This window comes from Ruegeria sp. CE12 (assembly GCF_056537525.1).
The window spans coordinates 40,240-53,437 of sequence record NZ_JBQFRS010000002.1 but is presented as its reverse complement, the minus strand read 5'-3'; the positions used below and the strand labels follow the sequence as shown (position 1 = coordinate 53,437).

Sequence of the window (13,198 nt, the reverse complement as noted above, 5' to 3'; positions counted from 1 at the left end):
GCAAAACGTCGCAAATGGCGATTGCGCAAACCTGTGCTTCGCGGCTAAATGACCGGGTCTGGTCCTGCCGGAGACATCCGGATGCTAAGAGGGAATGTGGTGCGACTTCGTCTGAGGTCAAAGCCAAAGCCGCCCCCGCGACTGTAAGCGGTGAGCCCCTGTTCAACCAGCCACTCCCGAATTCGGGGGGAAGGCGAACAGAGGCACCGACCCGCGAGCCAGGAGACCTGCCAGGCGAACGTAGAAACACCAGCCGTCGGGTGCGACGGCACTGGAGGACAAGAAATGACGACACAAACTCAAACAGCATCTGCTGCAAAGACAGGCTTTCTGCCGGTAATGTTCGCAGTGGTTCTGGGCCTGGGTATCATCACCCTGACCGGCCATGTTCAGGCATCTGGCTTGCATGACGCGGCACATGACGTGCGCCACGCAACCGGTTTCCCCTGCCACTAAGCAGATGTTCAGTCGCATTTTGACCAGCGCGTTGTTCGCTGGTGCTGCAGCGGGGCTGATTGCCGCCTTGCTGCAGCTTGTATTTGTGCAACCCGTTCTGTTGCACGCCGAGCTCTATGAGTCCGGTGAACTGGTGCATTTCGGCGGAGAAGCTGTCACGGCCCATCCCGAGCTACCGGGCATGTTCTCTGAGCTGACACGCGACGCGCTGAGCGTCATCTTCACCATGCTCACCTATACCGGTTACGCACTGGTTCTGGTTGCCCTTATGTCTGTGGCCGAAGGTCAGGGTCACAAGATCGATGGTCGCACAGGTGTTCTGTGGGGTCTGGCGGGCTTTATCGCGGTTCACTTTGCACCCGGCTTTAGCCTGGCACCCGAAGTTCCTGGCGTTGCTGCTGCAGATGTTTACGCACGGCAAGTCTGGTGGTTCGCCACCGTCGCGGCTGCGGCGGTTGCCATGTGGCTGATTGCGTTTGGTGGCAACATCATCAGCTACGTGATTGCGGCAGCGTTGCTCGTTGCTCCACATCTGATCGGCGCACCCGAACCGGATGTCTTCACCGGACCGGTCCCAACCGAAATCGGTGCTCTGTTTGCCGCACGTGCCTTTGGCATCGGCCTTGTCGCATGGGTTCTGGTTGGCGCATTTGCCGGTTACTTCTGGCAAAGCGAAGGCAAACGCGCCGAAGCGGCAGCCTGATACCCCAATATGTCATCCCGCCGGGCCCCGCCCGGCGGGTTCTTTTTTGGCTCAAGGAACAGAAATGGCACGTTCACTTGCCCTCTTTGCAATTGGTCTGGTCTTCGGCGGAGGCGCTGGTTTCGTTCTCGCCGCGGCCAATGGCGTCACATTTGACGGCCACGACCATGCGGACCCCAATCAACATGGCGGTTCTCATGCCGAAGCCATGGCGCATGATCACTCGACCGCCATCAACCTGCCTGCCGGTCAGGATGCGCCCGGTCTGGAAATTGCGGTAACGCAGGACCCAATGGCCGGATGGAACCTGCACGTCATGCCTCAGAACTTTCGGTTTGCGCCCGAAAACGCCTCTGCTGCGGACAATCCCGGTGAAGGTCACGCGCATGTCTATGTGAATGGCACGAAACTCGCCCGCCTTTATGGCAACTGGATGCACATCTCCGATCTGCCCAAGGGCGAGGTTGAGATTAAGGTATCGCTGAATGCCAACAGCCACAGCCCGCTGATGGTCGAAGATGTGCCGGTCAGTGCTTCGGTAACTGTACAGGTGGACTAAAGCGCCGGAATACGCGCCCGCAAACACAAGCGAAGCCGTCCGCATGGTCGGGCGTCTTCGATCCAGCCAGCGGGGCTGTCCAGATACGCTCGACAAGTCGCAGCAATATCATCCGCATCTGCAACGATATCGATACCCGAAAAAACATATGACGCCATGCCTTCGCCCTGCAGGCCGATCGACGTTGGTTCGCTACATCCACTGAAACAGGCGTGTTCTGCGATTTCGATCTCCGCCGTAAGATCGATGCCAGTCAATGCCGCTTGTACGGCTTGCCGTTCGGCATCACGATCGCGCGTGCCGGAACAACTGGTGCAAATTAATAGCCGGGTCTGCGCCAAATACGTTTCACCTTAATCTTGAGTTCCGCTGTTTCTGAAGCTTTCAGCGCTGTGACACAAGCCCGTGGTCGCGATGAGCGCACGAGAATGTGAGTGCACCGGAAAGTGATATCTGGCATCAATCTCACACTCAAACCCTTGGAGGTTGCTTGATGAAATCGCTATGGTCTGTGCTTTGTCTGTTGGCTCTGCCCGCATGGGCTGAGTTTACGGAACCACTTTCTGGCTGGGCTGTCTATCTGACCGACAAGAGTTATCAGGAGCTCGTAGACGATACAAAGAGCGCAGTGAAAGAAAACGGTCTCATCGTGGTAACGCAGGCCGGACCGACCAAAGCGGCCGCTGCCCGCGGGATTACGATCCCCGGAAATCGCGTGATTGGCGTTTTCAACAATGACTATGCAGTTCGCGTTCTCGAGACTTCGACAGCGGCTATGATCGAAGCCCCGATCCGGTTCTATGTAACCGAGAATGAAGATGGCACAGCCACCCTGTCCTACAAGACACCCAGCTTTATTTTTGCCCCATATGTCTATGAGGGTGGTGAGCCTTTGGCCGACATTGCCGAAGAATTGGACGATAAGTTTCAGGCCATTGCTGAAAGCGCAGTCAAATAGTCACACTGACGTGATGCGCCTTGCGTCCCGGAGCGTCCTCCGCAATCTGCTGCGTAACACGAATTTCGGAGCATGACTGATGCAGGACCTGTCCCCCCGCGCTGCTGATCTTTTGGCCCAAAGGCTGTATGAGGCCGGTTGCCGTCACGCATTTGGTATGCCCGGCGGTGAGGTACTGACACTGGTCGATGCGCTCGAACAGGCTGGAATCACCTTCCATCTGACCAAGCACGAAAACGCTGCGGGATTCATGGCCGAGGCCGTGCATCACCGCGATGGCGCACCCGCCATTCTGGTGGCAACACTTGGTCCGGGGGCGATGAACGGCATCAATGTGGTTGCAAATGCGCTGCAGGACCGGGTGCCGATGATTGTACTGACAGGTTGCGTCGATGCAGATGAGGCGCTGACCTACACGCATCAGGTCATGGATCACAGTCAGGTCTACCGGTCCATAACCAAGGGGACCTTTCTGCTGACCGCAGAAGGTGCTGACATCATCGCAGACAAAGCCGTATCACTGGCCAATCAACCCCGCCCCGGCCCCGTGCACATTGATGTGCCGATCTCGGTCGCTGACACCCGCGTCAGCAACAGCAAACGCCGCCGACTGGCAAAACCCGCTGCCGTTGCGCCGGAGGGTGATTGTCTGGAAAAAGCCCGCCGTTGGGTGGCCAATGCAGAACGACCCCTCGCCATCATCGGTCTGGATGTTCTGTATGATGACTCCCGCAGTGTCGTATGTGCGTTTCTAGAACATTTCGGGATTCCCTTTGTGACCACTTACAAGGCCAAGGGGATCGTGCCCGAGGATAACCCGCTATGCCTAGGGGGCGCAGGGTTATCTCCGTTGGCCGATAAGCACTTGGTGCCTCTGGTTGAACAAGCCGACCTGATCCTCTGCCTGGGATACGATCCAATCGAGATGCGCCCCGGTTGGCGCGAGATCTGGGATCCCGAAGACAAACGCGTGATTGATATCTCTGCGGTGGTGAATGATCACTACATGCATCAGGCGGGTCTGAACCTGGTTGCTGACACCGCCGCCACACTCGAAGCCATCGCAAAAGGCAACCCGGCACGAGCGACATGGCCTGATGGAGAGCCGGAGCAGGTTAAAGAAGCGCTTAGCAAGGCTTTTCCAAGCGACGACGAATGGGGCCCTGCCGCGGTAATAGCCGAGACAAGAGATGTACTGCCCAAGGAAACGCTTGCCACCGCCGATAGCGGTGCACACCGCATCCTGCTCAGCCAGATGTGGCAGTGCCACGAGGCGCGCGGGCTGACCCAATCGTCGGCCCTGTGCACGATGGGTTGTGCCGTTCCGATGGCAATTGGCCTCAAACTGGCCGAGCCGGAGCGCCCGGTCATCAGCTTTTCAGGGGATGCGGGATTCCTGATGGTGGCCGGTGAGCTATCCACTGCCGCTGAGATGGGCGGGAATCCCATCTTCCTGGTTTTCGTCGACGCCAGCCTCGCGCTGATCGAATTGAAACAACGACAGCGTCAAATGGGCAACCGCGGAGTAGATTTTGACCGTCACGATTTTGCCGCCATGGGACGCGCGTTCGGCGGGTATGGTCATACCGTCCGAAACCGTGAGGAACTGCGAACGGCATTGGATGCGGCTGTGAAAGCCGATCGTTTCACCGTCATCGCGGCAGAGATTGACCGTGGAGGGTATGATGGCCGGATCTGAGGGGCCACTGAAGGGCGTCAAGGTTCTAGACTTATCCCGCATTCTAGCCGGTCCTACCTGCACACAATTGCTGGGTGATCTGGGTGCCAGCGTGATCAAAATTGAAAACCCGGCCACGGGCGGCGATGACACTCGCCAATGGGGTCCGCCTTATGTCGAGGATACCGACGGTAATCGTTCGGACCTTAGTGCCTATTTCATGGCCGCCAACCGCAACAAGAAATCCGTCGCGATTGACATCACGACCTCTGAGGGACAATCGGAAATTCGTCGATTGGCCTCGCACGCCGATATCCTGATCGAGAATTTCAAACCCGGCGGGTTGGCAAAATACGGTCTGGACTACGAGACCTTGTCAAAAGATCTACCGGGGCTCGTCTACTGTTCGATCTCAGGCTACGGACAAACCGGCCCCAACTCGGCCAAGCCGGGGTATGATCTCATGGCGCAGGGCTACGGCGGCATCATGTCACTGACCGGCGAGCCAGAAGGCGCACCTATGAAAGTAGGAGTTGGCATCGCGGATGTGATGTGCGGGATGTATGCCAGTGTTGGGATTCTGGCAGCCTTGCGCCACCGCGACCTGACCGGTGAAGGGCAACAGATCGATCTGGCCCTTGTCGATGCTCAGATTGCATGGCTCATCAACGAAGGCGTCAACTACCTGACATCTGGAAGCGTACCGCAGCGACGCGGGAACGGTCATCCGAACATCGTCCCTTACGACGTTTACGAAACTGCAGATGGGCACGTGATTTTGGCAGTCGGAAATGACAGCCAGTTCCGGCGTTTTTGTGGGTACATCGGGCTTCCGGAACTGGCCGACGACCCTCGCTTCGCCACCAATCCAGCACGACTGGAGAACCGGGACGCACTTAACGCCGTGCTGCGTCCGGCGATGCAAAAGGTTGATACGAGCTCGGCAATCAATGCGCTGGAGGAATTGAAAGTTCCCGTTGGACCGGTGCAGTCGCTGGATCAGGTTTTTGGCACCGAACAGGTTGCTGCAAGACAGATGCAGATCGCCATGCAGGCTGATCCGGGTGAGGTTCAACTGATCGGAAATCCACTCAAACTCTCACGCACGCCTGTAACATATCGCACTGCACCACCTGTGTTTGGTGCCGATACTCGGGCCGTTCTGGATGCCGAAAACCCATTTGAGGATTGAAACACTCTGATCATCTAGGCGGCATGTTGCTGAAACATGCCCTTGAATCGGCGGTTTTTTTCGCTTTTTACGCACACAGCTTTTCACCAATTCGAGAGCAGGGTCGATACTGTTACGACCCGCCCGCAGACTCTGATAAATCGAACAGTGTCAAATATCGCAAGCAGATTGGACCCAAGTATGAAACAAGACGTTTTTGGACAAATGAACACTCTGACCAAGCCCGAGAGCGTCGAGGCCTGGGATGGTGTTCTGCTTGGGTTCATGGCGCATGCGGCAATCACACCCCAACATTTGGGCAAAGTATTGGAGCTGGAACCTGATTTCGCATTAGGTCACGCGATCAAGGGGCTGTTCATGGTCTTGCTGGGTCGGCGCGAAATGCTGCCGGTCGCGGCAGACGCACTTACAGCCGCCAATACCGCAATGGAGCGTCAGCCCGTTTCTGCCCGCGAAAAACTGTATGTTGAGGCTTTGGCACTTTATCTTGCCGACCTTCCCTCGCAGGCCGTGCAAAAATTCGAAGAGATACTAAGGTCACATCCGCAAGATACGCTTGCGATGAAACTAAGCCATGCGACCCGTTTCGTTCTGGGGGATTCGCAAGGTATGCGTCGCTCGATCGAGCGGGTGCTGCCCACCTACGAACCCGACCACGCGGGCCGTGGCTATCTACTGGGTTGCCACTCATTCGCGCTGGAAGAGACCGGTGCCTACGAAAAGGCCGAAATCGCCGGGCGTCAGGCTCTTTGGATGGTTTCAGATGATGCCTGGGGCCTGCACGCAGTCGCGCATGTGCACGAAATGACGGGTAATGCGCAACTCGGCCTCGACTGGCTGGCAGGACGTGAAGCCGCCTGGGCGCACTGCAACAACTTCCGCTATCACGTTTGGTGGCACAAGGCGCTGATGCATCTGGATCTTGGTCAGGTTGATCGGGTGATCGAACTTTACGATCAAAGCATCCGCAAAGACAAAACCGACGATTATCGCGATATTTCAAATGCCACATCGCTGCTGTCCCGACTTGAGCTGGAGGGCGTAAATGTCGGTGATCGTTGGGAAGAACTGGCCGACCTCAGCGCCGCTCGGACCGAAGATGGTTGCCTGATCTTTGCCGATTTGCATTACCTGCTGGCGCTGACCGGAGACAATCGCTCGGATGCGACCGGAAAAATGCTGCAGCGTATTCAGAAAGACGCTGGTCGCAACCATGGGGATACCCCCGTTCGCATGTCCGATCCGGGTGTCGCAGCCGCCAAGGGCCTTGAAGCATTTGGCGACGGGCAATACGGAGCCGCGTTCGACTTTTTGTCAAGCGCGCGCGGCTCGATGCAACTGGCGGGTGGAAGCCATGCCCAACGCGATGTATTTGAACGTATTACTATCGACTCCGGTCTTCGAGCAGGCCAATTGGATGCGGTTGAACGCATTCTGGATGACCGGCGCGCCAAGCGTGCCGGAGGCGAGGACAACTATGCACTGGCACGCCGCGCCCTGATTGATGCGGCGCGTGACAGCGGCGACGCACAAAGCGTCCCAGCCGAATAATAACAACAAGACGACCAAGAAGGACTGAAGACCCGTATGGCGACAGCATCGCCCGCTTCTGATTTTGCACCGGTTGCGGCTCAGGCCGCAGCCCCTACCCGCACGCGCGATCCGCGTCTGGATTTCTATCGCGGTATCGCGATGTTCATCATCCTGATCGCCCATATCCCTAACGATCCCTGGGCCAGGTGGATTCCAGCCCGTTTTGGTTTCTCTGACGCGACAGAAATCTTCGTTTTCTGCTCGGGTATGGCATCTGCCATCGCCTTTGGTGGCGCCTTCCTGCGCAAGGGCTGGTGGCTGGGAACTGCGCGCGTAACCTTCCGTATCTGGCAAGTCTACTGGGCCCATATTGGCCTGTTCTTCTTTGTTGCCATGTCAATGGCTGCACTGGACCTCTCGGGGGTGTTCGAAAAAAGCTATGTTTCATCTCTGAATCTGCAGCATTTTTTCAACGACCCGATGCCGCAACTGGTGGGTATTTTCACACTCACTTATGTCCCGAACTACTTTGACATTCTGCCGATGTACCTGGTGGTTCTGGCGATGATGCCGTTGTTCATGGGGCTGTCGAGAATTGGTTTCTGGGCTGTCGCTGTCACATCAGTCGCAATCTGGCTGATTGCGCAGACAGGTGTGTTGGCATTGCCTGCCGAACCTTGGTCCCAGCGCCAATGGTTCTTTAACCCATTCGGTTGGCAACTGCTGTTTTTCACAGGCTTTGCATTTATGCGCGGCTGGATCCCGGCCCCACCGGTTTCTAAAACACTGATCTGGGCAGCGGCCTTGTTTCTGGTCCTGTCAGCCCCGTTCGGGTCATGGAAAGTTTTCCTTTGGGTACAGGCGGCCGCACCTGATCTTGCTACCGAGATCCGCAAAATCTGGCCTCTGACTGCAGAGCTTCGCGATAAGACGGATTTCGGTCTGTTCAGGTACATGCACTTCCTGTCACTGGCCTATCTGGGCTGGGTCGCAGCGGGCGAGCATGGACATCGCCTGATCGCGACGGGTCACAGCGCTGGCGCACGTGTCTGGCAATTGGTTCTGAAACTGATCACTAAAGTCGGGCAGCAATCTCTTGCCGTCTTCGTATTTTCCATGGCAGCCGCACGACTTATCGGCGTAGCCCTGGATCAGACTGGGCGGGATTTTGCCAGTGTTTTCGCAGCCAACATGATTGGCTTTGCCATGATCATCGGCGTGGCCTATGTGGCCGCTTGGTTTAAGTCACATCCTTGGAAGACTAAAAAATGAATTTAACACGTCGCGCATTTCTCGCGTCGAGTTCGGCGCTTTTCCTTGCCCCGGCCACCTTTGCAACTGGTGGTGAGGTGCCCTTTGACCGCAATGATGTCATCGCACTGGCCCGTGATCTTGCCAGCCGGCCGTTCGAAGAACGCGCTATGGTTCCGACAGAATGGCAGGAGCTGACTTATCAGCAATACCGCTCGATCCGGTTCAGACTGGACAGGGCCCTGTGGTATGAGACCGAGACGCCATTCAACATCGATTTCTTCACGCCGGGTCTGTACTTCCCGCGTACAGTTCAGGTTTCGACCGTTGAAAACGGCATGACCAAACCGGTCGAATTCGATCTGGCCATGTTCGACAAATCCGAAGATGTACCACAACTGCCGGTGGATGAAACACTGGGCTTTTCCGGTCTGCGCCTGCGCACCGAAATGCACCGCCCTGGCAAAACCGACGAATTCTGCGTCTGGCAAGGCGCCAGCTACTTCCGCGCAATCGGCCTGCACGAAGTCTACGGGCTGTCGGCTCGCGGTCTGGCCCTGAAAACCGGCGATCCAGACGGTGAAGAATTCCCCGAATTCATTCGCTTTTGGCTGGAACGCCCGGAACCGGGGCAGCGTAACATGATTGTACATGCGCTGATGGACAGCCCAAGCGTAACCGGTGCCTATCGGTTCGACGTCACCGCCGGTGCTGATTGCGTTATGGATATCGAAGCCACTTTGTTTCCGCGTGAGGAACTGCCCCATGTGGGAATTGCCCCCGGCACGTCGATGTTCCTTTACGATCAGACCAACCACAGCCGATTTGATGATTTCCGCCCCGCTGTGCACGACAGCGACGGATTGCTGATCAGCAATGGCGCAGGTGAGGTGATCTGGCGCCCGCTGGCAAACCCGACACGATTGCAGATTTCGTCCTTTGTCGACACCAATCCGCTGGGGTTTGGCCTGATGCAGCGCAAGCGCGAATTCTCGGATTATGCCGACCTTGAGGCGCTTTATCACAAGCGCCCAAGCCTGTGGGTAGAGCCCAAGGGTGATTGGGGAAAGGGCAGTGTCACACTGGTTGAAATTCCGGCAGACCAAGAGATCTATGACAACATCGTTGCCTATTGGCGTCCGGCAGAACCCTATGCAGCTGGTTCGCAGGTCGATATGTCTTATCGTTTGATCTGGGGCGAAGAACCCCAGCGCACTGCGATGCCTCGGGTCATCAATACCGCGATGGGCGAGAACACCTTTGGCGAAGGTCGTCTTGCCGTCATCGACTTTGAGGCCAGCGAATTGTTCGAAGACCCCGAAGCGATGACAATCTTCGTCGATTCACCACACGCCGAAACGTCTGATGGCGTATTGCAACGCAATCCGGACACCGGAGGTCTGCGGCTGGCATTCTCATTCGAGCCCGGCGATCGGGATCATGTGGAACTACGCGCACAACTGAGACTTGGGAAACAGCCGGCTTCAGAGGTCTGGCTGTACAGATGGACCTCATGAGCCAAGACCTGCATATCATGCCACCTGAGGCACCCTTGCAGATGCCTGCACAGAATTTCAGTGCAGGTTTTAGGGATGCTCAGGCACCATCCAATCATGGAAAGGCGTCTGCTGGGTTCTGGCGTGCACTGGCTTTTTCACCAGCCATGGTGGCAACGCTGGCCCTGTTGTGGGTCATGAGCGACTGGTTCGGAGCCCAGGGTATAAATGTAATCGAGGCGGTCCTGCTCGCGTTGATCTCATTCAATTTCTTCTGGATTTCCTTCACGGTCTGCACAGTTTTGCTGGGAATGGTGTCCCTGTCCCGGCAAGAACAACCCCTCCGGCAGGGACGCTCGCAACCCTTGAAGGTCGCGTTGCTCATGCCGGTCTACAACGAAGTCCCCTGGTTTGTGCTGGGCAATGCTCGAACGATGCTTGAGGAACTGCGCGCCCGCGGTGGCCAGCACCAATACGCGATGTTCATCCTGTCCGATACACGCGACCCTGAAATTGCCGCACAGGAACAGGCCAGTATCGAAGCACTGCGTACGTCTCTGGCACCGGATCTGGAACTCTATTATCGCCGTCGCGAACAGAATACCGATCGCAAGGTTGGCAACATCGCCGATTGGGTCAGCCGTTGGGGTGCGGACTGGGATGCAATGCTGGTTCTGGACGCGGACAGCCTGATGACCGGGCGCGCCATTGCCCGCCTGACTGATGCACTTGCGCGCGACCCCGGTGCCGGGCTGATCCAAAGTTATCCTCAGCTGATCGGTGCCCAGTCAGTATTTGCGCGGATGCAGCAGTTTGCCAATGGTGTTTACGGCATCGCATTTGCAGAAGGTCTCGCCCGCTGGTGCGGTCAGGAAGGCAACTATTGGGGCCACAACGCCATTATCCGAACCAAGGCATTTGCTAACTGTGCGGGGCTGCCCAAGCTGCGCTCGTTCAGCGGGCAGGAAAAGCTGATCATGAGTCACGACTTTGTCGAGGCCGGATTGATGCGCCGCGCCGGATGGGGCGTACGGTTCCTGCCGCGCATTCGCGGCTCGTACGAAGAAACGCCACCAACGCTTATCGACCATGCGATGCGAGATCGTCGCTGGTGTCAAGGCAATCTGCAGCATTTGAAATTGCTGGGCTCTGCCGGTTTCCGTGCAGTGTCACGCTTTCACATGTTCCACGGAGCGGTCGGCTATCTCATGTCCCCGCTGTGGTTTGCGCTTTTGGTGATGTGGGCGCTGATTGGTCAGGGCAAAGAAGCTTCGGTTCTGCATTATTTCAGCCCCGACAATCCGTTGTTCCCGCAATGGCCGGAGATGACCGAGACGCGTCATGTCCTGATCATTCTGGTCATGTACGCCATGCTGCTGGCTCCAAAGGTACTGGGCGTCGTCGCCCTGCCCCTCAGCGGCGTGAGATATGCTGATTTCGGCGGCGGGCGACGCTTCTTTACCTCGTTCCTTGCCGAGGTGGTCCTGTCGATCCTCTACGCCCCAATTCTGATGGTACAGCAGATGATCGCTGTATTCCGTACTGCCTTGGGCATTCAAAAGGGCTGGTCCCCACAGGCGCGCGATGGTGGGACCTATGGCCTGCGGACACTTATTCTTTGCCACACGCTTGAAACCATCAGTGGTGTTGCGTTGAGCGCTGGAATCATGGCCGGGTTGGTTTCTGTCTGGTTGGCACCGATTGCCATCAGTCTCGCGCTGGCTATCCCACTTTCCGCATTAAGTGGCGTGTCAGCAGGCACCGCGCGTCGCATGGTTGGCATGCGTGAAGACTTCCACGAGCCTGCGATTACACGACTGGCGCGCCGTCATCGTGATGAGCTTAAAAAGGTGATCGAGGGCAAGGGTGTGATGACCCCGGCAGAGTAATTAACTGCCGGGTAAGCCTTCGTACCAATCCAGCATCATGTCAGCCCAGCCCTTTGGAACCGTGTGTCCACCGGGGAAAAGGGCAAACTCCAGCGCGCTGCCCTCGGCGCACCGGGTCCATTTCCGTCGCATGAATTGATCGGTTGTGCCAAATGCGTCCGGGCGATTGTCGACGCATTCGTTAGCTGCACGCCAGATTTCGAGCCCCGCAAAAATATCGCCCTGTTGGAAACGGCCGCCACCCAGAAAGCGTCCCTCCAACGGGACAACATTATCCGTCCATCCATGCGTGTGAAAAAGACGCACCGGACCGTCGCAAGCCTCCGGGTGGGGTCGCCAGAAGCCACCAGAAACAGGGGCATAGGCAGAAAACGTATCCGGAGCGGCGCAAGCCAGATAGTTCACCATGAACCCGCCAGCCGAGAACCCGCCTAAAACAATCCGATCGCTATCAACCCCAAACCGTTCGGCTGCGTCCTGCACGACTTCGGTCAGGAACGCGGTCTCGTCGCGCCCTTCCCAGCCGGGGAAGAAATTCCAGCTTTTACGGCCATTGCGCAGCGCGCCTTCGGGTGCCATCACCGCATATCCGCGTGCCAGCAAAGGTTCGACCATACCGCGATTGTTCATCGTCCCGGTCCCGCTTCCGCCATATCCGTGCAGGAATACAACCATCGGAGGGTTCTCTGTGTCCGGCAGTTCGATGAAGTAACCCCCGGATGCGGTCTCGCACATGTCTTCAGGGGCTCCGCAATCGGCCATTGCTGTCTGTCCGAAAAACACAAAAGGCAATGCCAGCCAGTGCTTTCTGCTCATCACGTATCCTCTTTGTATGCCCCGACCGGCAATCCAGTCCGCACCCAACCCGGGCCAGCAACGGACCCCAGCATTCCTTCGGGCACGTCAATGATGTTGGTAAAACCGGCCTCGGTCAGCCGATTGCTCATTCTAGCAGACCGGACACCGCGTGCGCATATCAAGGCAATTTTGGTGTTTCGGTCACCATCACTCAACTGATCCAGGACCTGTTCAAAGTCTTCACGACGCATATCAACCGGATACGCCCCCTCACCGATACCTGTCGCAGCCCATTCGCGTGGCGTTCGGATATCGATCAACAGGATCTCACCCTTGCTGGCTTGATTGTGCGCATCGGCAACAGTGATCTGTCCGCCTGTATAATCAGGCGGGATCAACCGGTATTCGCGTATGGCGAACCCTGCAGCGATGACCGCTCCGCCGCCTATCAAAACCCAACGCCTTGTTCGATTTACGTTTGCAGTCACGCTGCACACTCCTACAAATCACGTAGGTTCTAACATAGACCTGTTCTTTGCGCTGCCACTGGATGGCAGTTTCGGATCAAGTTCTTGTCATGTGAACCAAAGATCAAGAGGAGCATGTAAATCCCTTAGAACCCCATCGAAAACTTACAATAGCTGGACAGCCGAAGAATTATCCTTACAAAATCAATACCACTTTG

The 13,198-nt window shown here is 56.9% G+C and carries 13 protein-coding genes and 1 riboswitch; of the genes, 10 read left to right on the top strand and 3 right to left on the bottom strand.

Features of this window, described 5'->3' with window-relative positions; translation table 11 throughout:
- The first annotated feature begins 43 nt into the window (after positions 1-43).
- A riboswitch (cobalamin riboswitch) is annotated at positions 44-249 on the top strand.
- Positions 250-285: 36 nt separating this feature from the next.
- From ACR0IO_RS05070 to ACR0IO_RS05060, 3 genes are all read left to right on the top strand, one after another.
- Positions 286-456: a CbtB domain-containing protein gene (locus ACR0IO_RS05070; RefSeq protein WP_155151693.1), complete on the top strand. Its 171-nt coding sequence runs from the start codon at positions 286-288 to the stop codon at positions 454-456.
- A 4-nt stretch (positions 457-460) separates the two neighbouring features.
- Positions 461-1,159 (top strand): CbtA family protein, encoded by a 699-nt coding sequence (locus tag ACR0IO_RS05065; protein WP_480739855.1) that lies wholly within the window; start codon positions 461-463, stop codon positions 1,157-1,159.
- A gap of 64 nt (positions 1,160-1,223) precedes the next feature.
- Positions 1,224-1,718, top strand: a complete 495-nt coding sequence (locus tag ACR0IO_RS05060) for a hypothetical protein (protein WP_480739854.1) — start codon at positions 1,224-1,226, stop codon at positions 1,716-1,718.
- Here ACR0IO_RS05060 and ACR0IO_RS05055 read toward each other — a convergent pair.
- Positions 1,715-2,059: a DUF1636 family protein gene (locus ACR0IO_RS05055; protein ID WP_480739852.1), complete on the bottom strand. Its 345-nt coding sequence runs from the start codon at positions 2,057-2,059 to the stop codon at positions 1,715-1,717. The genes ACR0IO_RS05060 and ACR0IO_RS05055 overlap by 4 nt on opposite strands.
- A 152-nt stretch (positions 2,060-2,211) precedes the next feature.
- Here ACR0IO_RS05055 and ACR0IO_RS05050 point away from each other — a divergent pair, with 152 nt between their 5' ends.
- From ACR0IO_RS05050 to mdoH, 7 genes are all read left to right on the top strand, one after another.
- A complete protein-coding gene (locus tag ACR0IO_RS05050; RefSeq protein ID WP_480739851.1) occupies positions 2,212-2,676 on the top strand; it encodes a DUF302 domain-containing protein in 465 nt (154 codons plus the stop codon).
- 79 nt (positions 2,677-2,755) lie between these two features.
- Positions 2,756-4,375 (top strand): thiamine pyrophosphate-binding protein, encoded by a 1,620-nt coding sequence (locus tag ACR0IO_RS05045; protein WP_480739850.1) that lies wholly within the window; start codon positions 2,756-2,758, stop codon positions 4,373-4,375.
- Positions 4,362-5,546: a CaiB/BaiF CoA transferase family protein gene (locus tag ACR0IO_RS05040; RefSeq protein WP_480739848.1), complete on the top strand. Its 1,185-nt coding sequence runs from the start codon at positions 4,362-4,364 to the stop codon at positions 5,544-5,546. Before ACR0IO_RS05045 ends, ACR0IO_RS05040 begins: the two co-directional genes overlap by 14 nt.
- 180 nt (positions 5,547-5,726) lie before the next feature.
- The gene (locus ACR0IO_RS05035) at positions 5,727-7,097 is read left to right on the top strand and encodes a tetratricopeptide repeat protein (RefSeq protein ID WP_170335284.1); all 1,371 of its coding nucleotides are present in this window, start codon (positions 5,727-5,729) and stop codon (positions 7,095-7,097) included.
- Between the two features lie 36 nt (positions 7,098-7,133).
- Complete coding sequence (locus tag ACR0IO_RS05030; protein ID WP_480739846.1) at positions 7,134-8,351, top strand: OpgC family protein; 1,218 nt, start codon at positions 7,134-7,136, stop codon at positions 8,349-8,351.
- On the top strand, positions 8,348-9,847 hold the full coding sequence (locus tag ACR0IO_RS05025; protein WP_480739843.1) for an OpgD/OpgG family glucan biosynthesis protein: 1,500 nt from the start codon (positions 8,348-8,350) through the stop codon (positions 9,845-9,847). The genes ACR0IO_RS05030 and ACR0IO_RS05025 overlap by 4 nt, the downstream gene beginning before the upstream one ends.
- Positions 9,844-11,715 (top strand): glucans biosynthesis glucosyltransferase MdoH, encoded by a 1,872-nt coding sequence (mdoH, locus tag ACR0IO_RS05020; protein WP_480740830.1) that lies wholly within the window; start codon positions 9,844-9,846, stop codon positions 11,713-11,715. Before ACR0IO_RS05025 ends, mdoH begins: the two co-directional genes overlap by 4 nt.
- Here the strand turns inward: mdoH and ACR0IO_RS05015 are convergent, their stop codons facing one another.
- Together ACR0IO_RS05015 and ACR0IO_RS05010 are read right to left on the bottom strand one after the other, a co-directional pair.
- Entirely contained in the window at positions 11,716-12,531 is an 816-nt protein-coding gene (locus ACR0IO_RS05015) for a CE1 family esterase (RefSeq protein WP_170335288.1), read from the bottom strand.
- Complete coding sequence (locus tag ACR0IO_RS05010) at positions 12,531-13,001, bottom strand: rhodanese-like domain-containing protein (protein WP_480739841.1); 471 nt, start codon at positions 12,999-13,001, stop codon at positions 12,531-12,533. Before ACR0IO_RS05010 ends, ACR0IO_RS05015 begins: the two co-directional genes overlap by 1 nt.
- Positions 13,002-13,198: the final 197 nt, after the last annotated feature.

Excerpts from the sequence above, each read along its gene's own strand:
- ACR0IO_RS05025 (WP_480739843.1), top strand. The coding sequence starts at position 8,348 with ATGAATTTAACACGTCGCGCATTTCTCGCGTCGAGTTCGGCGCTTTTC.
- ACR0IO_RS05060 (WP_480739854.1), top strand. The coding sequence starts at position 1,224 with ATGGCACGTTCACTTGCCCTCTTTGCAATTGGTCTGGTCTTCGGCGGA.
- ACR0IO_RS05065 (WP_480739855.1), top strand. The coding sequence starts at position 461 with ATGTTCAGTCGCATTTTGACCAGCGCGTTGTTCGCTGGTGCTGCAGCG.
- ACR0IO_RS05040 (WP_480739848.1), top strand. The coding sequence starts at position 4,362 with ATGGCCGGATCTGAGGGGCCACTGAAGGGCGTCAAGGTTCTAGACTTA.
- ACR0IO_RS05015 (WP_170335288.1), bottom strand. The coding sequence starts at position 12,531 with ATGAGCAGAAAGCACTGGCTGGCATTGCCTTTTGTGTTTTTCGGACAG.
- ACR0IO_RS05045 (WP_480739850.1), top strand. The coding sequence starts at position 2,756 with ATGCAGGACCTGTCCCCCCGCGCTGCTGATCTTTTGGCCCAAAGGCTG.
- ACR0IO_RS05070 (WP_155151693.1), top strand. The coding sequence starts at position 286 with ATGACGACACAAACTCAAACAGCATCTGCTGCAAAGACAGGCTTTCTG.
- ACR0IO_RS05030 (WP_480739846.1), top strand. The coding sequence starts at position 7,134 with ATGGCGACAGCATCGCCCGCTTCTGATTTTGCACCGGTTGCGGCTCAG.
- ACR0IO_RS05035 (WP_170335284.1), top strand. The coding sequence starts at position 5,727 with ATGAAACAAGACGTTTTTGGACAAATGAACACTCTGACCAAGCCCGAG.
- ACR0IO_RS05050 (WP_480739851.1), top strand. The coding sequence starts at position 2,212 with ATGAAATCGCTATGGTCTGTGCTTTGTCTGTTGGCTCTGCCCGCATGG.
- mdoH (WP_480740830.1), top strand. The coding sequence starts at position 9,844 with ATGAGCCAAGACCTGCATATCATGCCACCTGAGGCACCCTTGCAGATG.